Source organism: Pantoea sp. Ap-967 (assembly GCF_011752565.1).
Taxonomy (GTDB): Bacteria; Pseudomonadota; Gammaproteobacteria; order Pseudomonadales; family Pseudomonadaceae; genus Aquipseudomonas.
In genome coordinates this window covers 23,853-44,919 of sequence record NZ_VWXK01000023.1, presented here as the reverse complement: position 1 = coordinate 44,919, position 21,067 = coordinate 23,853, and the positions used below count along the sequence as shown (strand labels likewise).

Annotated in this window: 18 protein-coding genes and 1 tRNA gene; 7 read left to right on the top strand and 12 right to left on the bottom strand. The window is 63.5% G+C overall.

Annotation, left to right across the window (positions count from 1 at the left end; genetic code table 11):
* Positions 1 to 15 precede the first annotated feature (15 nt).
* From F3J45_RS21400 to F3J45_RS21380, 5 genes are all read right to left on the bottom strand, one after another.
* Complete coding sequence (locus F3J45_RS21400; RefSeq protein WP_167067496.1) at positions 16 to 2,856, bottom strand: TonB-dependent receptor; 2,841 nt, start codon at positions 2,854 to 2,856, stop codon at positions 16 to 18.
* A gap of 251 nt (positions 2,857 to 3,107) precedes the next feature.
* The gene (locus F3J45_RS21395) at positions 3,108 to 4,064 is read right to left on the bottom strand and encodes a FecR family protein (RefSeq protein ID WP_167067493.1); all 957 of its coding nucleotides are present in this window, start codon (positions 4,062 to 4,064) and stop codon (positions 3,108 to 3,110) included.
* A 97-nt stretch (positions 4,065 to 4,161) separates the two neighbouring features.
* The gene (locus F3J45_RS21390) at positions 4,162 to 4,662 is read right to left on the bottom strand and encodes a sigma-70 family RNA polymerase sigma factor (RefSeq protein WP_167067491.1); all 501 of its coding nucleotides are present in this window, start codon (positions 4,660 to 4,662) and stop codon (positions 4,162 to 4,164) included.
* 153 nt (positions 4,663 to 4,815) lie between these two features.
* A complete protein-coding gene (locus F3J45_RS21385; RefSeq protein WP_240158279.1) occupies positions 4,816 to 5,853 on the bottom strand; it encodes a GlxA family transcriptional regulator in 1,038 nt (345 codons plus the stop codon).
* A 551-nt stretch (positions 5,854 to 6,404) separates the two neighbouring features.
* Complete coding sequence (locus F3J45_RS21380; protein WP_167067487.1) at positions 6,405 to 7,781, bottom strand: L-serine ammonia-lyase; 1,377 nt, start codon at positions 7,779 to 7,781, stop codon at positions 6,405 to 6,407.
* Between the two features lie 442 nt (positions 7,782 to 8,223).
* Between F3J45_RS21380 and choX the strand changes: the two genes are divergently transcribed.
* The 3 genes from choX to choV all read left to right on the top strand — a co-directional run bounded on the left by choX (position 8,224) and on the right by choV (position 11,276).
* A complete protein-coding gene (gene choX, locus F3J45_RS21375; RefSeq protein ID WP_167067485.1) occupies positions 8,224 to 9,171 on the top strand; it encodes a choline ABC transporter substrate-binding protein in 948 nt (315 codons plus the stop codon).
* Between the two features lie 84 nt (positions 9,172 to 9,255).
* Positions 9,256 to 10,101 (top strand): choline ABC transporter permease subunit, encoded by an 846-nt coding sequence (gene choW, locus F3J45_RS21370; protein ID WP_167067483.1) that lies wholly within the window; start codon positions 9,256 to 9,258, stop codon positions 10,099 to 10,101.
* The gene (choV, locus tag F3J45_RS21365) at positions 10,098 to 11,276 is read left to right on the top strand and encodes a choline ABC transporter ATP-binding protein (protein ID WP_167067481.1); all 1,179 of its coding nucleotides are present in this window, start codon (positions 10,098 to 10,100) and stop codon (positions 11,274 to 11,276) included. The genes choW and choV overlap by 4 nt, the downstream gene beginning before the upstream one ends.
* 119 nt (positions 11,277 to 11,395) lie before the next feature.
* Here choV and hisF read toward each other — a convergent pair whose 3' ends face one another.
* The 6 genes from hisF to F3J45_RS21335 form a co-directional block, all read right to left on the bottom strand.
* Positions 11,396 to 12,166 (bottom strand): imidazole glycerol phosphate synthase subunit HisF, encoded by a 771-nt coding sequence (gene hisF / locus F3J45_RS21360; RefSeq protein ID WP_011536177.1) that lies wholly within the window; start codon positions 12,164 to 12,166, stop codon positions 11,396 to 11,398.
* A 10-nt stretch (positions 12,167 to 12,176) separates the two neighbouring features.
* Positions 12,177 to 12,914: a 1-(5-phosphoribosyl)-5-[(5-phosphoribosylamino)methylideneamino]imidazole-4-carboxamide isomerase gene (gene hisA, locus F3J45_RS21355; RefSeq protein ID WP_167067479.1), complete on the bottom strand. Its 738-nt coding sequence runs from the start codon at positions 12,912 to 12,914 to the stop codon at positions 12,177 to 12,179.
* A gap of 27 nt (positions 12,915 to 12,941) precedes the next feature.
* Positions 12,942 to 13,202 (bottom strand): DUF2164 domain-containing protein, encoded by a 261-nt coding sequence (locus F3J45_RS21350; RefSeq protein ID WP_167067477.1) that lies wholly within the window; start codon positions 13,200 to 13,202, stop codon positions 12,942 to 12,944.
* Positions 13,203 to 13,841 (bottom strand): imidazole glycerol phosphate synthase subunit HisH, encoded by a 639-nt coding sequence (hisH, locus tag F3J45_RS21345; protein WP_167067475.1) that lies wholly within the window; start codon positions 13,839 to 13,841, stop codon positions 13,203 to 13,205.
* Positions 13,842 to 14,435 (bottom strand): imidazoleglycerol-phosphate dehydratase HisB, encoded by a 594-nt coding sequence (gene hisB, locus F3J45_RS21340; protein WP_023532883.1) that lies wholly within the window; start codon positions 14,433 to 14,435, stop codon positions 13,842 to 13,844.
* A gap of 258 nt (positions 14,436 to 14,693) precedes the next feature.
* Positions 14,694 to 16,355 (bottom strand): OFA family MFS transporter, encoded by a 1,662-nt coding sequence (locus F3J45_RS21335; protein WP_167067473.1) that lies wholly within the window; start codon positions 16,353 to 16,355, stop codon positions 14,694 to 14,696.
* 450 nt (positions 16,356 to 16,805) lie between these two features.
* Here F3J45_RS21335 and F3J45_RS21330 point away from each other — a divergent pair, with 450 nt between their 5' ends.
* The 4 genes from F3J45_RS21330 (at position 16,806) to F3J45_RS21315 (ending at position 20,542) form a co-directional block, all read left to right on the top strand.
* Complete coding sequence (locus F3J45_RS21330; protein WP_167067471.1) at positions 16,806 to 19,043, top strand: AsmA family protein; 2,238 nt, start codon at positions 16,806 to 16,808, stop codon at positions 19,041 to 19,043.
* Complete coding sequence (gene mutY, locus F3J45_RS21325) at positions 19,040 to 20,107, top strand: A/G-specific adenine glycosylase (RefSeq protein WP_167067469.1); 1,068 nt, start codon at positions 19,040 to 19,042, stop codon at positions 20,105 to 20,107. Before F3J45_RS21330 ends, mutY begins: the two co-directional genes overlap by 4 nt.
* Positions 20,104 to 20,376, top strand: coding sequence for an oxidative damage protection protein (locus tag F3J45_RS21320; RefSeq protein WP_167067467.1), 273 nt, complete (start codon positions 20,104 to 20,106; stop codon positions 20,374 to 20,376). The genes mutY and F3J45_RS21320 overlap by 4 nt, the downstream gene beginning before the upstream one ends.
* Before the next feature lie 90 nt (positions 20,377 to 20,466).
* Positions 20,467 to 20,542: transfer RNA gene (locus tag F3J45_RS21315), tRNA-Phe, on the top strand.
* 129 nt (positions 20,543 to 20,671) lie between these two features.
* Here the strand turns inward: F3J45_RS21315 and F3J45_RS21310 are convergent.
* Entirely contained in the window at positions 20,672 to 20,977 is a 306-nt protein-coding gene (locus F3J45_RS21310; protein ID WP_167067465.1) for an addiction module antidote protein, read from the bottom strand.
* Positions 20,978 to 21,067: the final 90 nt, after the last annotated feature.

Sequence of the window (21,067 nt, the reverse complement as noted above, 5' to 3'; positions counted from 1 at the left end):
GGTTTTTTTATGGGGTCAGAAGCGGTAGCCGATTTCCAGCCAGTACTGGCGGCCAACTTCGTAGCTGACCACGGTGGTAGAGGTGCGGCTGGCGATCTTGTTGACCTGGTCGGTGACGTTGGTGACGTCGAGGTTGACGAAGAACGCCTGGTCCTTGCCGGTGGGGATGTCCCAGGCCAGGCGCAGGTCCCAGGTGGGGGCCGCGGCGGTGGCAACGGTTTCGTAGCGGCTGTAGGTTTTGCCGTCGACCTCGGCGTCGGGGCTGACCTTCACCACCTGGTCGTAGGGGCCGCGGTAGCGCAGGAAGTTGCTCACCGACAGGTTCCACTGGGGGATGTCGGTGATGGTCACCAGGCGCGCGGTCCAGGGCCGGTTGAAATCGCTGGCCGGCAGCTCCTCGTAGGGCACCAGCTTGCCGTCGAACACCACCGGCTCGTTGTCCAGCTCCTCGCGGTCTACCCCTGCTTCGTAGGTCGCGCCATGGGCGCCCTTGCTGCGCGACCAGTCCAGCGCCAGCTGCACGCTGGTGGTGGTGCCCTTGAATCGCAGCGGTTGCAGGGGCGTCACGGTCAGGCTGACGTTCTCGGTTTCGCTGGTGCCGGCGTTGAGGTAGACGTAGTAGTCCTTGCTGTAGCCGGTGGGGATGTCTTTCTCGTCGAGGTTGTAATAGGGCCGGGTACGGTAGATTTGGTCGTGGCCCTTGCGGTTGATGTACTTGAGCTGGAAGTCGGTGTTCAGCCAGCGCTGGTTCAGGCCCAGCATCAGCTCGTCATCGTAGGGGATGTCCATGCTGCGGAACTGGCTGAGGTTGCTGTTGGTGCTGGCCAGCGTCCAGGCGTCGGTCTGGGCCTTGCGGGTGTAACGCGAGGTGAAGGCCTGGCGGCCATCGGCCAGGCGGTACTTGAACAGGTTGCGCCCGTAATAGCGGTTGGCGCCGAACACCAGCACGGTGCTGCGGTCGCCGAAGAAGTCGTAGTCACCGGCCAAACGCGGCGCCAGGCTCTTCTTCTGCATGTAGTCGTCGCCTTCGAAGCGCAGGCCCGGGCGCAGGGTGAGGTTGCCATAGCCAATCTCGTCCTGAACGAACAGGGCGTACTTCTTCTGCTCCAGCTCAACGCGGCCGGCGCCATACACCATCATGGCATTGCCGTACTGGCGGCGGCTGCCGTTGAGCAGGGCCCCGATGGAGCAGGTGCTGTCGCTGCCACAGGAGGTGCCGTTGTCGCGCGTAAAGGCAGTGACCGCCAGGGCATCGTCCTCGCGCTCCCAGGTGGCACGCTGGTAGCCCAGTTCCAGGCCGGTGCTCAGGGTATGCCGGGTAGCGCCGAGGTCGAAGGTTTGCCAGTCGGCCTTGAGCTTGTAGTCAAGGCCGCGCTGGGTCTGGTACAGGCTGCCGTAGCCGCCCTGCTGGCTGCGTGAGTTGGTGGTTTCGGGGTTGCCCCAGTCTTTGCTGGTGGACCAGTACCAGTTGTAGAACTCGTCGCTTTCGGAATCGCGCGAGGCGTACAGGTCGGTCACCGCCAGTTGCTGGGTCCAGCGGGCGCTGTCGCCTTCGTAGGTGGTTTTCAGCGAGGCCTGCCAGCCGCCGTTGATGTTGGTGAAGCTGGAATTGGCGCTGTCTTCACGGAAGTAGGTGTTTTCCTGCGGCGCATAGACGATCGAGGTGTCCAGGGTCAGGCGATCGTTGATGTTCCAGTAGGTTTTGAGCAGAAAGTTGTCGAGGGCGCGGGTCTGCTCCTGCTCGTTGTCGCTGTTGGGGCTGTTGTAGCCGTTGGTGTGGGTGCGCAGCGGCAGGTAGGAGCGCTTCTGCGAGAAGTTGAGCAAGGCGCCGAAGTCTTCGTTGAAATGCCCTTCGAGGGTGCCACGCACGGTGGTCTTCTTGAACTCGGGCTGGCTCTGCTCGCTGGTGGAGTTCTTGAAGCTTTCCTTGTCTTCGCCACTGATGTGGTAGCGGGTCCACTCCGAACGGCTCATTGCGTAGGAGACTTTGCCGTGCAGGTCCTGGCTGGGGCGGCGGGTGATGGCGTCGACCACGCCGCCGTTGAAGCCGCCGTATTCCACCGGCACGTTGCTGTCGTAGACCTTGATCTCTTCGAGCAGGTCGGCGTCCAGGGCGATGCCGTGGGCACGGCTGGGCGTGGAGTCGAACTGGCGGGTGTCGTTGTAGCTGTGGGAGCCTGGGTCGAGGTCGTTGTTGATCGAGATGCCGTCGATCATGAAGCTGTTCTGGTAGAACTTGGCGCCGTTGATGCTGATATCGGCCGGGTCGATTTCACCGGGGGTGCTGGAGCTTTTCTGGTCGCTGCTGAACTGCACGTTGGGGTGCATCTGCAGCAGGGTGGTGATGTCGCCGTTGGCACCGGGAAACGCCTGGATGGCCTTGCGGTCGATGACCGTGGCGCCCATGAAGCTGTTTTCCTCGGTGTCGCCTAGGATCATGGTGTTGTGCAGCTCGACCGCGCCGGCGTCGGCATGCAGCAGGCGAAACATCAGCGCGCCGTAGGCGTAGTCCCAGGTGATGCCGGTGCCCAGCAGCAGCTCGGCCAAGGCCGCCTCGCTGCTCAGCTGGCCATGGACCGGGGCGCTGCGCAGGCCTTCGAGCAGGTCGGGATCCACGGTCACCTGCAGGCCGCTTTGCTGGCCAAAGGTGATCAGGGCGATGGCCAGTTTTTGCGCCGGGATGTCGAAGGGGTGTACCTGGGCCAGTTCTGCGTCGGGCCTTGCAGGTGCTTCGGCATTGGCAGGCAAGGCAATCAGGGCGCTGCACATGCCGAGCACCCCAGCCCCTGCCACGTTTTTCAGGCGCAACGACCAACCCCGCGCGCTGCGCGGCTTCCGGCTTGTTGTTTGAGTCATGCCACATCCCCGCCCCGGGCAGTCGCCGGGGTGCAAAATAGAATACGAATCGATATCAGTTGTTGCGCGCGGGGAAGAAGACGGGGCAGTTCGGGGATTTTTCAGAAAATTGTGAAATTATTTTTGCGAGGGGAAAGGGTTGGGGTCGCGCGCGATGGCCACATGAACATTGGCCCGAAACAAACGTAGGAGCGAGCGCAGCTCGCGAAGCGCCGCGCGGGCGGCGCTCGATCTCACCGGCGCAACATGTCTCAAGGCGAACCCAGCACCAGCAACCAAGGCCCATAGCTACGCACCTCCCCCCCATGCGGCCGAATCACCGCGCGCAGGGCCGCCTCAGGCTTGCGCAGGTCATACACCCCGGTCACCCGCTTCTCGCCCAGCGCCTCGTCGCGCAGCACCACCTTGCCCGGCAGGTAGCGCGCCAGCGCCTGCACCAGCTCTGCCACGCGCTGGTCATCGGCAATCAATTGCCCCTGGCGCCAGGCCGCCGCCTGGGACGGCACGAAGGTCTTCACCTGAACAAGGCCATCGACATAGCGCAACCGTTCACCGGCAGTGAGCGCATCGGAAAGCACATGCCCATCGGCGCTGTCCTCGACCCGCACCGAGCCATGCTGCACATCCACCCCTACCCGGCCCGGGCGCAGCTCGACGTTGAACGCCGTGCCCGTCACCGTCACCTTGACGGCATCGGCACGCACGTGGAACGGCTTGGCTTTGTTGGGCGCCACCTCGAAGAAGGCCTGCCCGGCAAGCAACTTCACGTCCCGATGATTGCCCGAGTAGTCCACCGCGATGGCGCTGTCGCTGTCCATCTGCACCACGCTGCCATCGGCCAGGGTGATGTCGCGGGTTTCACCCTGGGCCGTGCGGTAGTCGGCCTGCAGGCGCAGGCTCAGGGATGGCGCCACGGCCACTAGCAAGCAGGCCGCCACGGCAGCGCCCAGCCACCAGCGGCGGTTGCGCCGGGCAGGCATCGGCAGCACCTGGGCCTTGGGCCAGTGCTCGGTGGTGGTGGGCGCCAGCTGGCCGGTCAGTTGCCATAACTTGTGCGCCTTGCGGTAAGCCTCGGCGTTGGCCGGGTCACTGGCGCACCACTGTTCGAACGCGCTGTGCAGGGGCGAATCGAGGGGCGCCTGCTGCAGGCGCAGGAGCCAGTCCAGGGCCTGCTCGCGGCGGCTGGATGTGAGGTCTGCTGACGTCATGTCGGGCAAGGCTCCTGGGGGCTTGGAGTGCGAATGGCCGCGAAGGGTCGCACAGAGCGGCCCCACTGGGCAAAAGACGCGGCAGCCTGGTGGTTTTTCACAAGTCGTCCTCCAGGCGCGCCATGCAGTGGCTTAGGGCGTCGCGCACCAATTGGTGCACCAGGCTGACCGACACGTTCAGGTGGGTGGCCACCTCCTGCAGGGTATGGCCGCCCAGGCGATGCATCTCGAACGCCACGCGGGTGCGCTGCGGCAGTTCTTCCAGGGCACGGCTGATGGCGAACAGTTCGTTCTGCTGGGTGACGGCCTGCTCGGGCGATGCACTGCTCGAAGGCAGTTCGGCGAGGATCTCGTCGCCACCGGGCTGGGCTTTTTCCGTGGCGCTGCGGCGGGTTTGGTCCAGGGCCAGGTTACGCACGATGCGGTACAGGTAGCTGGCCGGGTGGCGGATGTCGGCATCGTCCTGCTGGCGGCTGAAGCGCAGCCAGGCTTCCTGCACCACGTCCTCGGCACGGGCGCGGCAGCCGACGATCGGCGCGGCATAGTCGAGCAATGCCGCCCGGTGGGCCAGGTAGAGCTGGAGTTTGTCGTCCGCCACGGAGGGGTATGCCAGAGTGTTTCGGGGGCGGCGATGTTACCTGTTGTCGAGAATCATTATCAACAGGTGATGTGTGTTGCATGGGCCGGCCTCTTCGCGGGGCAAGCCCGCTCCTACAGGAGCGGGCTTGCCCCGCGAAGCAGGCGGCTCAATTCAGAGCCTTACACTGGCAAAGGTCGACTCATTGCGCGCCTGGCTCAACGCCGCCATTGGCCCACTGTGCGGCGACAGGGTCATGGCCTGGGGAATCGGCATCATCGCCACCTGCTGGGTGGTGTTGGAGCCCACGCGCTCGTCACGCGGCGGAATGCCAAAGTATTCGCGGTAGCACTTGGAGAAGTGCGGCGTGGACACGAAGCCGCACACCGACGCCACCTCGATGATCGACATCGGCGTTTGCTTGAGCAGCTGCCGCGCACGAATCAGGCGCAGCTTCAGGTAATAGCGCGACGGCGAACAATGCAGGTACTTCTGGAACAACCGTTCGAGCTGGCGCCGCGAAACCGACACGTACACTGCCAGTTCGTCGAGGTCGATCGGCTCTTCCAGGTTGGCCTCCATCAGCGCAACGATTTCCTGCAGCTTCGGCTGGTTGGTGCCAAGCATGTGCTTGAGCGGTACGCGCTGGTGATCCTGTTCGTTGCGGATGCGCTCGTAGACGAACATTTCCGAGATCGCTGCCGACAGCTCGCGGCCGTGGTCGCGGCTGATCAGGTGCAGCATCATGTCCAGCGGCGCGGTGCCACCGGAGCTGGTGAAGCGGTTGCGGTCCAGGGTGAACAGGCGGGTGCTCATGTTGACCCGCGGGAAGGCCTCCTGCATGGCGGCCAGGCATTCCCAGTGCACGCTGCAGTCGAAGCCATCGAGCAGGCCGGCGCAGGCCAGCGCCCAACTGCCGGTGCACACCGCGCCCAGGCGGCGCGACTGGCGGGCCTGGGCTTGCAGCCAGGTGACGTGCTCACGGGTAACGGTGCGCTGGATGCCCACGCCGCCGCAGACGATCACGGTGTCGATCGGTGGCGCGCTGTGCATGGCGGCATCCGGGGTGATCTGCAAGCCGTCGCTGGCCCACACCTGGCCGCCGTCGACGGTCAAGGTGTGCCAGCGATACAGCTCACGGCCGGACAGCTGGTTGGCCATGCGCAGCGGCTCGACGGCCGATGCCAGGGAAATCAGGGTGAAATTGTCCAAAAGAAGAAACCCGATGGACTGGGGTGCTGTGCGGTTCTGGGTTGGATTCCCGGAGGTGTACGACGTCATCGCGATTTCTCCTCACACAAATGCAGGGTGTGCCTCAGGCGGGCACTGATTTCTTGTTATGGCCCCGGTTTCGTGTGCAGGGGCTTGTTGCCAATCTCAACGCAAACGCCGTGCCTGAAATTGAACGGCCATTCGAAAAAACCTGAAAACGACGCCTTCATTCGGCAAATCAGGGACTTCGGTTGAGTTGGCGAGTCTTCGCAAACCAGCGTAGTAGCGCCTTGCGTGTAACGGCTGAGCAATTTGGTGACACGCGCAGTGTAGGTTGCCCAGAAACGACACTCTTGAGTGTCACCGACAATGGTCGTGCTGATTACGACAGCCGACGATTGGTCAGCTTAGGCCATGCACTGCATTGGGGCTCGGTGCACTGGAAATATTCAAGGGCCCCATCGCGAGCTAGGCTCGCTCCTACAGGGTACGCGTGGTCCTGTAGGAGCGAGCCTAGCTCGCGATGGGGCCCTTGAGGCTGACTCAGGCATTCAGCATTCGATGGCGCTTACAGCCAAACCACCGCGCGAAGTTTCCTTGTACTTGTCGTGCATGTCGGCACCGGTATCACGCATGGTGCGGATCACCTGGTCGAGGGAGATGAAGTGCTCGCCGTCACCGCGCAAGGCCATCTGCACCGCGTTGATGGCCTTCACGGCAGCAATCGCGTTGCGCTCGATGCACGGCACCTGCACCAACCCGCCGACCGGGTCGCAGGTCAGCCCAAGGTTGTGCTCCAGGGCAATCTCGGCAGCGTTCTCCACCTGTGGCGGGGTGGCTCCCAGCACTTCGGCCAGCCCTGCAGCGGCCATGGCGCAGGCCGAGCCGACCTCGCCCTGGCAACCCACCTCGGCACCGGAAATCGACGCATTCTTCTTGCACAGGATGCCGACCGCTGCGGCGGCGAGGAAGTAGTCGACCACGCTGGACTCGGTGACCGCATCGCTGAAGCGCATGTAGTAGTGCAGCACCGCCGGAATGATGCCCGCCGCACCATTGGTGGGCGCGGTGACCATGCGCCCGCCGGCGGCGTTTTCTTCGTTGACCGCCAGGGCGAACAGGTTCACCCATTCCATGGCGCTCATGGTCGAGCCAATCACGTTGGGCTTGCCGATTTCCTGCAGGCTACGGTGCAGCTTGGCGGCGCGACGGCGCACATTGAGCCCACCGGGCAGCGTGCCTTCGTATTTCAGGCCGTTGTTGACGCACTCCTGCATGGCTTCCCAGAGCTTGTAGAGGCCCGCGCGGATCTCCTCCTCACTGCGCCAGACCTTCTCGTTGGCCATCATCAATTGCGACACGCTGAGGTCGTTTTGCTTGCACAGGCGCAGCAGCTCGGCAGCGCTGTTGAAATCGTACGGCAACACCGTCTGGTCGGCATCCAGCACACCGCTGGCGGCCTGGGCGGCATCGACCACGAAACCACCGCCCACCGAGTAGTAGGTGTCGCGGTGCAACTCGCCCTGGGCGCCTTCGGCGATCAGGGTCATGGCGTTGGGGTGGTAGGGCAGGTTCTCGTCCAGCAGCAGCATGTCGCGGGCCCAGATGAACTCGATGGGCAGGCGGTTATCCAGCTGCAGGGTGTTGGTTTCGCGCAGGTCGGCGATACGCGGAACGATCTGGGTGGGGTCGATGGCGTCGGGCCATTCGCCCATCAGGCCCATGATGGTGGCGTTGTCGGTGCCGTGGCCGACACCGGTGGCCGACAGCGAGCCATACAGGCGCACTTCGATCCTTCGCACCTGGTCCAGCTCGCTGCGTTCGCGCAGGCCCTGGACGAACAGGGCGCCAGCACGCATGGGGCCAACGGTGTGGGAGCTGGAAGGCCCGACACCGATCTTGAACAGGTCGAACACGCTGATGGCCATTGTCGCTTCACCTCTTGCTGGGCTTGTCTCTGCGCGCCATGCGCAGGGCGGTGCAACTGCTAGGCTGAAGCAGCGAGCCGCCAGGAATGCAAGCATCATCGGGCTTTTGCCTACCCCCTCGCCGTCTGCAACCGACGTACTTTTGTCCACCTGCGCCGCAGCCATTTTGGCCACTGGCGCGCCGCTTTCGGGCGCCCTGGTGACGCAAAAATGCGCGGGCACCGGTGGAAAAATCCATAAGCGACATCGCCCGTACTGGATGCGACCCGTTACGTACTGGTTACGGCCCCACCAGTAGGCGATTGCCCGGCGCTGGAGGATTATCGAAAGCGACTCGTAAAGCACGGCCACGCAACCTGCCCTCTGCAGGCCTGGTCGACCGGACCCTGAGAAAGCCCGGCGACCCATGCGAACCCGAAGACAAAATCACAGGAGTCCACCCATGAAAGGTTCACCCTCGCTGTTGCTGGCTGCGCTGCTGTCCGCGCCGCTGCTGGCCCAGGCCGCCGAACCCACGGAATGCGAGACGGTACGCTTCTCCGATGTCGGCTGGACCGACATCACCGTCACCACGGCGACCACCAGCGTTGTGCTCGAAGCACTGGGTTACAAAACCCACACCACCATGATCTCGGTACCGGTGACCTACAAGTCGCTGGCCACCGGCAAGGACCTGGACGTGTTTCTCGGCAACTGGATGCCGACCATGGAGAACGACATCAAGCAGTACCGCGACGCTGGTACGGTGGACACCGTGCGGGCCAACCTGGAAAACGCCAAGTACACCCTGGCCGTTCCCCAGGCGCTGTATGACAAGGGGCTGAAGGATTTCAGCGACATTCCCAAGTTCAAGAAGGAACTGGAAGGCAAGATCTACGGCATCGAACCCGGCAACGATGGCAACCGCACCATCCAGAGCATGATCGACAAGAATGCCTTCGGCCTGAAGGACGCCGGTTTCAAGATTGTTCAGTCGAGCGAGGCCGGCATGTTGGCGCAGGTCGACCGGGCGCAGAAACGCGATGAAGCCATCGTGTTCCTGGGCTGGGAGCCGCACCCGATGAACACCCGTTTCAAGATGCAGTACCTCACCGGCGGGGACGATTTCTTCGGCCCCGAGTTCGGCAAGGCCACCGTGCTGACCAACACCCGCAAGGGTTATGTAGAGCAGTGCAGCAACGTCGGCCAACTGCTGAAGAACCTGTCGTTCGAGCTCAAGGATGAAAGCACCATGATGGGCTATGTCCTGGACGACAAGATGAAGCCCGAAGCGGCTGCCAAGAAATGGCTCAAGGACAACCCCGGCAAGCTGGACACCTGGCTTGCGGGCGTTACCACCGTGGACGGCAAGCCGGGCCTTGAGGCGGCCAAGGCCAAGCTCGCTCAATAACGCAATACGTCGTAGCGCTACCTCGGGGCGGGACCGTGCCCGCCCCGGACTGATTTCAATCTTTGCAGGTGGAAGCTCGCTATCATGCTTATCGATCAGAAAATACCCCTGGGCCAGTACATCGCGTCGTTCGTGGAATGGCTGACCCAGAACGGCGCGAATTACTTCGACGCCATCGCCCGAGGCCTGGAGTTCATGATCCATGGCGTCACCAGTACCCTCACCTTCTTCAACCCATTCGTGCTGATTGCCCTGTTCGCGGCCCTCGCGCACCTGATCCAGCGCAAGTGGGCACTGACCGTGTTCGTCGCCCTGTCCTTCCTGCTGATCCTGAACCTTGGGTACTGGCAGGAAACCATGGAAACCCTGGCCCAGGTGACCTTCGCCACCGTGGTTTGCGTGGCCATCGGCGTGCCGCTGGGCATCCTCGCGGCGCACAGGCCGATGTTCTACACCGCCATGCGCCCGGTGCTGGACCTGATGCAGACGGTGCCCACCTTCGTCTACCTGATCCCTACCCTGACCCTGTTCGGCCTGGGCGTGGTGCCGGGGCTGATCTCGACGGTGGTGTTCGCCATCGCCGCGCCCATCCGCCTCACCTACCTGGGCATCTGCGACGTGCCCCAGGAGCTGATGGACGCGGGCAAGGCCTTTGGCTGCTCGCGCCGCCAGCTGCTTACCCGTATCGAACTGCCGCACGCGATGCCCAGCATCGCCGCCGGCGTTACCCAGTGCATCATGCTGTCGCTGTCGATGGTGGTGATCGCCGCCCTGGTGGGCGCCGACGGCCTGGGCAAACCCGTGGTCAACGCACTGAACACCGCCGATATCTCCCTGGGCTTCGAAGCGGGCCTGGCGATCGTGCTGCTGGCGATCATGCTCGACCGTATCTGCAAGCAACCGGAACTGCCGGTAAGGGGTGAGGCATGAGCATCATTCGTTTCGAAGACGTCGACGTCATTTTCTCCAACAAGCCACGCGAGGCGCTGGCGCTGCTGGACAAAGGCCACACCCGCGAGCAGATCCTCAAGCAGACGGGCCTGGTGGTGGGTGTGGAAAAGGCCAACCTGGACATCAACAAGGGCGAGATCTGCGTGCTGATGGGCCTGTCTGGCTCGGGCAAGTCGAGCCTGCTGCGCTGCATCAACGGCCTGAACACCGTCAGCCGCGGCAAGCTGTTCGTCGAGCATGAAGGCAAGCACATCGACATTGCCCATTGCACCCCCGCAGAGCTGAAGATGATGCGCACCAAGCGCATCGCCATGGTGTTCCAGAAGTTCGCCCTGATGCCTTGGCTGACGGTGCGCGAGAACATCAGCTTCGGCCTGGAAATGCAGGGCCGCCCGGAGAAGGAACGGCGCAAGCTGGTGGACGAAAAGCTCGAACTGGTGGGCCTGACCCAGTGGCGCAACAAGAAGCCGGACGAGCTTTCCGGCGGCATGCAGCAGCGCGTGGGCCTGGCCCGGGCGCTGGCGATGGATGCCGACATCCTGCTGATGGACGAGCCGTTCTCGGCGCTCGACCCGCTGATTCGCCAAGGGCTGCAGGACGAACTGCTGGGCCTGCAGGCGAAACTGAGCAAAACCATCGTGTTCGTCAGCCACGACCTTGACGAGGCGCTGAAGCTGGGCAGCCGCATCGCCATCATGAAGGACGGGCGGATCATCCAGTACAGCAAGCCCGAAGAAATCGTGCTGAACCCGGCCGACGAATACGTGCGCACCTTCGTTGCCCATACCAACCCGTTGAACGTGCTGTGCGGGCGCAGCCTGATGCGCAGCCTGGACAACTGCAAGCGGGTCAACGGCTCGGTGTGCCTGGACCCAGGCGGCGATTCCTGGCTGGACCTGGGCGAAGGGAATTCGATCAAGCGTGCACGCCAGGGGCAGAACGGGCTGGATATGCAGAACTGGGCGCCGGGGCAGGCCGTGGAAGGGCTGGGGCGCAAACCGACGTTGGTGCATGCCGACATTGGCATGCGCGAGGCGCTGCAGATTCGTTACCAGACGGGCAACAAGCTGGTGCTGCAGGAAAACGACAAGGTGGTGGGGATTCTTGGGGATACCGAGCTTTATCACGCCTTGCTTGGCAAGAATCACGGGTGAGGCCGTTGGGGCCGCTGTGCGGCCCATCGCGACCAAGGGTCGCTCCTACCAGGATACGCGTTCCCCTGTAGGAGCGACCCTCGGTCGCGATGGGCTGCAAAGCAGCCCCAATGGTTCTTTCAGCGAACCACAATCCCGCGCGAAGCCATGTAGGCCTTGGCCTCTGGCACGGTGTACTCGCCAAAGTGGAAGATACTGGCCGCCAGCACCGCGCTGGCATGCCCTTCCAGAATCCCGTCCGCCAGGTGCTGCAGGTTGCCCACACCCCCGGACGCAATCACCGGAATCCCCAGCGCATCGCTGATGGCGCGGGTAACGCCCAGGTCGAAGCCGTTCTTCATGCCGTCCTGGTCCATGCTGGTCAGCAGGATTTCCCCTGCCCCCAGGCCTTCCATCTTCTTCGCCCATTCAACCGCATCCAGCCCGGTCGGCTTGCGCCCGCCGTGGGTGAAGATCTCCCAGCGCGGCGCTTCGCCTGGGCCGGAGACTTTCTTGGCGTCGATGGCGACAACGATGCACTGCGAACCGAAGCGGTCCGCTGCCTCGCCGACGAACTCCGGGTTGAACACCGCGGCGGTGTTGATCGACACCTTGTCGGCACCGGCATTGAGCAGGTTGCGGATATCCTGCACGGTGCGCACGCCACCGCCCACGGTCAGCGGGATGAACACCTGGCTGGCCATGCGCTCGACGGTATGCAGGGTGGTGTCGCGGCCATCGACGCTGGCGGTGATGTCGAGGAAGGTGATTTCGTCGGCACCTTGCTCGTTGTAGCGACGGGCGATTTCCACCGGGTCGCCGGCATCACGGATGTTCTCGAACTTGACGCCCTTGACCACCCGGCCGTTGTCCACGTCCAGGCAAGGGATGATGCGCTTGGCCAGTGCCATGGTTCAGTCCTCAGCCTTGGTAGTTGTCGCAGAAGGCCTGGGCCTCGGCGACATCGAGGGTGCCTTCGTAGATGGCACGGCCGGTGATGGCGCCGATGATGCCTGGGGTCTTGGCGTCCAGCAGGGCCTTGATGTCACCCAGGTTGTGGATGCCGCCCGAAGCGATCACCGGGATCGAGGTAGCTTGGGCCAGGGCCTGGGTGAAGGGCACGTTGCACCCCTGCATCATGCCGTCCTTGGCGATGTCGGTGTAGACGATCGCCGAGACGCCATCGGCCTCGAAACGCTTGGCCAGGTCGATGACCTGCACCGAACTCACCTCGGCCCAGCCGTCGGTGGCGACGAAGCCGTCTTTTGCGTCCAGGCCAACGATGACCTTGCCCGGGAACGCCTTGCACGCTTCGGCGACGAACTCAGGCTGCTTGACCGCCTTGGTGCCGATGATCACGTAGCTGACGCCGGCCTTGACGTAGTGCTCGATGGTTTCCAGCGAGCGGATACCGCCGCCGATCTGGATCGGCAGGTTCGGGTAGCGCTTGGCGATGGCGGTGACCACTTCACCGTTGACCGGCTGGCCTTCGAAGGCGCCATTGAGGTCAACCAGGTGCAGGCGGCGGCAGCCACCTTCGACCCACTTGGCGGCCATGCTCACCGGGTCGTCGGAAAATACCGTGGAGTCTTCCATGCGGCCCTGGCGCAGGCGCACGCAGGCACCGTCCTTCAGATCGATAGCGGGGATAATCAGCATCTTGGGAACCTGTCTGTTCTTGGGGGTTCAGGGCTTTTCGAGCGCCCACAGATCGCTTTCGATGCTCTCGAACCGCTCCTTGAGGTGCAGCTGAACATCGGCGATCGCCCTGTTGTAGTAATGGGGTGCAATTTCTTTGCTGAACAGTTCGAGAACCTCGGCCACCTCGAACGAGCCAAGCGCCAGCTCGAAGCGGTCTTCCAGGAAGCGCTTCAAGGTGTCGAGCGCCTGGCGCTCCTGCTCGGGCGCCAGGGTAAGGATCGGGGCCTTGGTCTTCGAACGGCTCATTTACCAGCGCCCGTCCCAGGCGACGAAGTTCTGCAGCAGCTGCAGGCCATGGGTATGGCTCTTCTCCGGGTGGAACTGCACGGCAAAGCGCGAGCCGTCGGCCAGCGCGGCGGCAAAGTCGACGCCGTAGTGGCCACGGCCGACCACCTGGCCTGGCTTGCCGGCATTGATGTAGTAGCTGTGCACGAAGTAGAAACGCGCAAGGTCCGGGATGTCGTGCCACAGTGGGTGGTCGACGCACTGGCTGACTTCGTTCCAGCCCATGTGCGGCACCTTCAGGTGCTCACCGTCTTGCTTGAGGTCTTTGCCGAAGAAGCGTACCTGGCCAGGGAACAGGCCGATGCAGTCGACGCCTTCGTTCTCCTCGCTGTGCTCCAGCAGCGCCTGCATGCCAACGCAGATGCCCAGGAACGGGCGGTCCTGGCTCACTTCACGGACCAGGCTGTCAAAGCCCAGGCGGCGAATTTCAGCCATGCAGTCGCGGATTGCGCCCACACCGGGGAACACCACGCGGTCGGCCTCACGGATCACCGCGGCGTCGCTGGTGACCAGCACCTTGCCGGCACCTACGTGCTCAAGTGCCTTGGCCACCGAGTGCAGGTTGCCCATGCCATAGTCGATTACGGCTACCGTCTGCATTTACAGGCACCCTTTGGTCGACGGCATCTGCCCGGCCATGCGCTCGTCGAGGGTCACGGCCATGCGCAGGGCGCGGCCAAAAGCCTTGAACACGGTTTCGATCTGGTGGTGGGTGTTGTGGCCACGCAGGTTGTCGATGTGCAGGGTCACCAGGGCGTGGTTGACGAAGCCCTGGAAGAACTCCTGGAACAGGTCGACATCGAAGCCACCGACGCTGGCACGGGTGTACGGCACATGCATCTGCAGGCCAGGGCGGCCGGAGAAGTCGATGACCACGCGCGACAGCGCTTCGTCCAGCGGCACGTAGGCATGGCCGTAGCGGAAGATGCCTTTCTTGTCGCCGATGGCCTGGGCGAATGCCATGCCCAGGGTGATACCGACGTCTTCGACGGTATGGTGATCGTCGATATGCAGGTCGCCCTTGCACTCGATATCCAGATCGATCAGCCCATGGCGGGCGATCTGGTCCAGCATGTGTTCAAGGAAAGGCACACCGATATCGAATCGGGCCTTGCCACTGCCATCGAGGTTGATCGAGCACTTGACCTGGGTTTCCAGGGTATTGCGCTCGACGGAAGCCTTACGTTCGACCATCACCAGCTCCGCAAAATCATTGGGCGAAAAGGGCTCCATTATAGGCCCAGAACGCGCCGGCTTGAAACGCGGATGACATATGGCATGGCGAGCAATTGCGGGGGGCTTGGCGGTTTACAGGTCTATACAAGTGGGATTGGGGCTGCTTTGCAGCCCATCGCGACTTGCAGTCGCTCCTACGGGGGATCCAGCGCTTGCCAGGTAGGAGCGACTGAAAGTCGCGAAAGGGGCGCTAGAAGCGCCCCATGCCCCATCACATCAATGGAACAGAACGGCCGTCTTCTGCAGGGTAATCCACACCCCCCAGGCCAGCGGCACAACCACCACCGCCCAGGCAATCAGCACCAGCGGCAAGCTGCCAGGCGCGGCCTTCCACTCCAGCGAACGCGCACCATCGGCGCCTTTGTCGTGGCTCAACGCACGCTCGGCAGCCAGCTCGGCCTCGCTCATGAAGTATTTGTCGGCCACCGGGCGGATCAGCAGGTTGCAGATGAAGCCCAGCACCAGCAGGCCCGCGAGGATGTACAGGGTCATGTCGTACGCCGCCGCACGCTCAACGCCCGCCGCCAGCTGCGACTCGCGCAGGTAGGTGATCAGCACCGGCCCCAGCACGCCAGCGGCAGCCCAGGCGGTCAGCAGGCGGCCGTGAATGGCGCCGACCATCTGCGTGCCGAACAGGTCGGCCAGGTACGCCGGCACCGTGGCGAAACCGCCGCCGTACATCGACAGGATGATGCAGAACGCTGCCACGAACAGTGCCACGTTGCCGATATGGCCCATGTTCGGCACCAGGCTGTACAAGCCGACGCCCAGGGCGAAGAAGGCGAAGTAGGTGTTCTTGCGGCCAATGTAGTCGGAGAACGAGGCCCAGAAGAAGCGCCCGCCAATGTTGAACAGGCTCAAAAGGCCGGTGAAGCCAGCGGCAATCGCGGCAATCTGCGCCAGTTGCGCGGCATTGAGCTCGGCAAAGCTCAGCTCGTTGCCCAGCAGCTTGCCGGCGAACACTTCCTGCAGCAACGGCGAGGCCATGCCGAGGATGCCGATACCGGCCGAGACGTTCAGGCACAGCACCAGCCACACCAGGGCGAATTGCGGGGTTTTCCAGGCGACGCTGACGTGCACGTGGCGGTCGGTGACCATGCCATTGCCCACCTTCTTCACCGGTGGCACCCAGCCTTCAGGCTTCCAGCCGGTGGGCGGCACGCGGTAAGCCAGGGCACCGGCGGTCATGAACACGAAGTAGATCGCGGCCATGGCGACAAAGCTCTGCCACACACCCACTTCATGTTCATTGCCGAAGTGGCCCATCAGCGCGGTGGCCAGTGGAGCACCCACCATGGCGCCGCCGCCGAAGCCCATGATCGCCATGCCGGTGGCCATGCCGCGTTTGTCCGGGAACCACTTGATCAGGGTCGACACCGGCGAGATGTAGCCCAGGCCCAGGCCGATACCGCCGATCACCCCGGAGCCCAGCCACATCAGCCACAGCTGATGGGTTTTCACGCCGATCGCCGAGATCAGCATGCCGCCACACCAGCACAGTGCCGATACCAGGCCCGCCTTGCGCGGGCCGGCGTGTTCCAGCCAACCACCCAGCACCGCGGCCGAGCAGCCGAGGAACACGAAGAACAGGGTGTAGGTCCAGCTCAACATCGAAATTGGCCAGTCGCATGTGGCGCTGAACAGGCGGGCAATGAAGCCCATGTCCGCTGAACAGGCAACTGGTGCGGTGATGCCAATGGCTTGCGACAGCGGCAGCCAGAACACCGAGAAGCCGTAGGCCATGCCGATGCACAGGTGGATAGCCAGGGCGGCTGGCGGCACCAGCCAGCGGTTGAAGCCCGGGCGGGCGATGATGCGCTCCTTCGACAGGAAACCAGGCTCACGGACCTGGCCATCTGCCGTGATGGTACTGCTCATGGATTCGATCCTTTTGTAGGTGGACGGTGCTGGCGGAAAGGTTCCCGGGCTCTTGTTCTCGCACGCAGGGCGAACTGGCCTTATCCCTGGGCAACGCCTGCGACAATCTGCCGCATGCGCTCCGCAAAGCAGCACAAGGGTACCAGTTCGCCGATGACATGAAAGCAATCTGACATCGTTATTTATAGCGTGGCTGAAACGGTATTTCTGCGTTTCCTGCACCGGCCTCTTCGCGGGTAAACCCGCCCCCACCTCGAAAGCTGCACGGTAACCGTGGGAGCGGGCTTGCCCGTGAAGAATCCAGCCCAAAAGGAACTGCCAACACGACAACTGTCGAAAGCCCAAATCATTGGATTCGCCCTGCATCGCCAGTCGATTGAGCAGGGCCCACCCCTGCGGCGCTATACTCAGCCGTTCGGAATTCAAACTACGGACTACAAGGACTCGCCCATGAAAGCGTTCGGCAAAATCCTGGGACTGGGGCTTCTCGGGTTGCTGCTGATCATCGTGGCGCTGGGCTTCGCCCTGACCCACCTCTTCGATCCCAACGACTACAAAGACGAGATCCGCCAGTTGGCACGCGACAAGGCCCACATCGAGCTGACCCTCAATGGCGACATCGGCTGGAGCCTGTTCCCGTGGCTGGGCCTGGAGCTGCACGAAGCCAGCATCGCCACCCTGGCCAAGCCCAAGGAGCCGTTCGCCGACCTGCAGATGCTCGGCCTTTCCGTGCGCGTGCTGCCCTTGCTGCGCCGCGAGGTACAGATGAGCGACGTGCGCGTCGAAGGCCTGAACCTGACCCTGGCCCGCGATGAAAACGGCCATGGCAACTGGGAAGACATCGGCAAGCCGCTGCCTGCCAGCACCGAGGGCACTGCCGGTGCACCGGCCCAGGCACCTGCCGGGCAAGCGCCGCAGCCTGCTGAAACCAGCAGCGAGCGGGCGGTGAAGCTGGATATCGACAGCCTTACGGTGAACAACGCCAGCGTGCAATTCACCGATGCCCGCAGCGGCCAGAGCTACAGCGCCGAAAGCATCCAGCTGAGCACCGGCCCCGTCCACGAAGGCACCAATATCGCGCTCAAGGCCAGCGCCTTCCTGAGCGCCAGCCAGCCGGCGATCAAGGCGCGCACGGAACTGGCAGGCGAGCTGCGCTTCGACCGCAAGCTCAAGCGCTACAACTTCGAAGACCTGCGCCTGAGCGGAGAAACCTCGGGCGAGCCAACCGGCGGCAAAACCGTGAGTTTTGGCGCCCAAGGCCAGTTGCTGGTCGACATGGCGGCCAACGTGGCGTCGTGGAACGGCCTGAAAATCTCCGCCAACCAGCTGCGCGCCCTTGGCGAGCTGAACGTGCGTGACCTGGACAAAACCCCGCAACTGAGCGGCGGCCTGTCGATTGCCCAGTTCAACCTGCGCACCTTCCTCGACGGCGTCGGCCACCCACTGCCCGCCACCAACGACCCGGCGGCCTTCAACAAGCTGGAGCTGGTGACCCGCCTGCAAGGTACGCCCACCAGCCTGACCCTGGCCGACCTGGCGGTGAAACTCGACGACAGCAGCTTCACCGGCCGCGTGGCCATCGAAGACTTCGCCAAGCAGGCCCTGCGCCTGCAACTCAAGGGCGACAAGTTCGACGCCGACCGTTACCTGCCAGCCAAAAGCGAGCAAGCCAAGGGCGCCACTGCCGCCCGCCAGGCCGAGGTTCAGCAGCAGGAGGCCAGCGCCGTGGCCGGTGCCGGCAGTTCGCCGCTGCCCAATGCCCCCACCCAGGTGGCCTGGAGTGACGACAAGCTGCTGCCGGTCGACCGCCTGCGCGTTCTCGACCTGCAGGCCGACCTGAGCTTCGGCGCGCTGACCCTGGACAAACTGCCGATCAGCGACGCCCAGATGCAAGCCACCGGCCAAGATGGCCTGCTGACCCTGCAAGCCCTGCGCGGCGGGCTCTACAACGGCACCTTCGAGGCCAAGGGCAGTGTCGATGTTCGCCCTGCCGTGCCGCAGCTGGGCGTCAGCACCCGCATCAACCGGGTTCCGGTAGAGCACTTCATCAAGGCCGAAGGCAAGGAGCAGGCGCCACCGGTCAAGGGCCTGCTGACCTTGACCAGCGATCTGACCGCCACCGGAAACAGCCAGAAGGCACTGGTGGATACCCTCAATGGCAGCGCAAACTTCACCATCAACGACGGCGTGCTGGTTAACGCCAACCTTGAACAGCAGCTGTGCCAGGCCATCGCCACCCTCAACCGCAAGAACCTCAGCGGCGAACCCCGTGGCAAGGACACGCCGTTCCAGGAACTGCGCGGCAGCCTGGTGATTCGCAATGGCGTGGCCAGCAACCCGGACCTCAAGGCACGTATCCCGGGCCTGACCGTCAACGGCCATGGCGACCTCGACCTGCGCGTGCTGGGCATGGATTACAACGTCGGTGTGATCGTCGAAGGTGACCAGCGCACCATGCCCGACCCGGCCTGCCAGGTGGGCGAGCGCTTCGTCGGGGTGGAAGTGCCCCTGCGCTGCCGCGGCCCACTGGAACTGGGCGCCAAGGCCTGCCGCCTGGACCAGGACGGCCTGGGCAAGGTCGCCGCCAAGCTGGCTGGCAACCGCCTGAAAGACAAGATTGAAGAAAAACTCGGAGACAAAGTGAGCCCAGAACTCAAAGACGCGCTCAAGGGGCTGTTCAAGCGATGACCCCCACGCAGTTCTCCAGCGCCGTGCTGGATTGGTACGACCAGCATGGTCGCCACGACTTGCCCTGGCAGCAGGGCATTAACCCCTACCGCGTGTGGGTGTCGGAAATCATGCTGCAGCAAACCCAGGTGAGCACCGTGCTCAACTACTTCGACCGCTTCATGCAGGCCTTGCCGACCGTGCACGCCCTGGCTGAAGCGCCGGAGGACGAAGTGCTGCACCTTTGGACGGGCCTGGGTTACTACACCCGCGCACGCAACCTGCAGAAAGCGGCCAAAATCGTCGTCGAGCAGCATGGCGGCGAATTCCCGCGCAGCGTCGAGCAGCTTACCGAGTTGCCCGGCATCGGCCGCTCCACCGCCGGCGCCATCGCCAGTATCAGCATGGGCATTCGCGCACCGATCCTGGACGGCAACGTGAAGCGCGTGCTCGCCCGCTACACCGCCCAGGCCGGCTACCCCGGCGAGCCGAAGGTGGCCAACCAGCTGTGGGCCAGCGCCGAGCGCTTTACCCCGCAGCAACGCGCCAACCATTACACCCAGGCGATGATGGACATGGGCGCCACGCTGTGCACGCGCAGCAAGCCCAGCTGCCTGATCTGCCCGCTGCAGCGCGGCTGCGAAGCGCACCTGCACGGTGAAGAAACCCGCTACCCCGAGCCCAAGCCACGCAAGGCGCTGCCACAACGGCGCACGCTGATGCCGCTGCTGGCCAACCACGAAGGCGCCATCCTGCTTTACCGCCGCCCGTCCAGCGGGTTGTGGGGTGGGCTGTGGAGCCTGCCGGAGCTCGAAGACATCGCCCAGCTCGACGACCTTGCCTACCAGCACGGCCTGCGCCTGGCCGACAGCCGTGCCCTGGACGGCCTGACCCACACCTTCAGCCACTTCCAGCTGGCCATCGAGCCGTGGCTGGTGCGTGTCGACCCGGTCGGCCAGCACGTGGCCGAGGCCGACTGGCTCTGGTATAACCTCGCCACCCCGCCGCGCCTGGGCCTCGCCGCCCCGGTCAAGAAGCTGCTCAAACGCGCGGCCGACGAACTGATTGCAGGAGAAGCCCGATGACCCGCACCGTGATGTGCCGCAAGTACAAAGAAGAACTCCCAGGCCTGCCGCGCCCGCCCTACCCCGGCGCCAAGGGCCAGGACATCTTCGACCACATCTCGGAGAAAGCCTGGGAAGACTGGAAGAAGCACCAGACCATGCTGATCAACGAAAAGCGCCTGAACATGATGAATGGCGAGGACCGAAAATTCCTCCAGGTCGAGATGGACAAGTTTTTCGCCGGCGAGGAATACGCCCAGGCGGAAGGCTACGTTCCCCCCTCGGAATGACCCCACGAATCGTAAGCGACGGAATTAATTTAAAATTTTTTCAAAAAGTCGTTGACGGGCCGCCAGAAAATCTATTTAATTCACCTCGTCGCCCAGATAGCTCAGTCGGTAGAGCAGAGGATTGAAAATCCTCGTGTCGGCGGTTCGACTCCGTCTCTGGGCACCACCTTAAAGCTTCTGGTGGTTGCAAAGTTACCCGAAGCAACAACAAGAAACCCGCCTAGTGCGGGTTTTTTGTTGCCTGTGATTTTTGCCTTCGGGATGGCAGCACCCTGACTGCCCCCATCTCAACGCCCTACCCCGCCGTTCGCGGAGCCACCACCTCGGCATGCAGCCTCAGCCCAAGCGCCGCCATCACTTTCATGATGGTTGCCAGGCTAGGGTTACCCTCCGCCGACAATGCCTTGTACAACCCCTCCCGAGTCAGGCCCGTGTCCCGTGCCAGTTGCGCCATGCCTCGGGCGCGTGCGATGTCACCCAAGGCAGCAGCAAGCAACACCGGGTCGTTTTCTTCGAGACAGGCTTCAAGGTACAGAGCCATGTCTTCCTCGGCCCTGAGGTGGTCAGCAGCATCCCACTTGGTCAGCTTGATATCGGTCATGATGGCCTCCTAAAGCCCACCAAAGGTTGACCTGACGAAAATTAAGCGTCAACCATAGTTCACAAGCTGATGCACGATAGGCTCCACCCA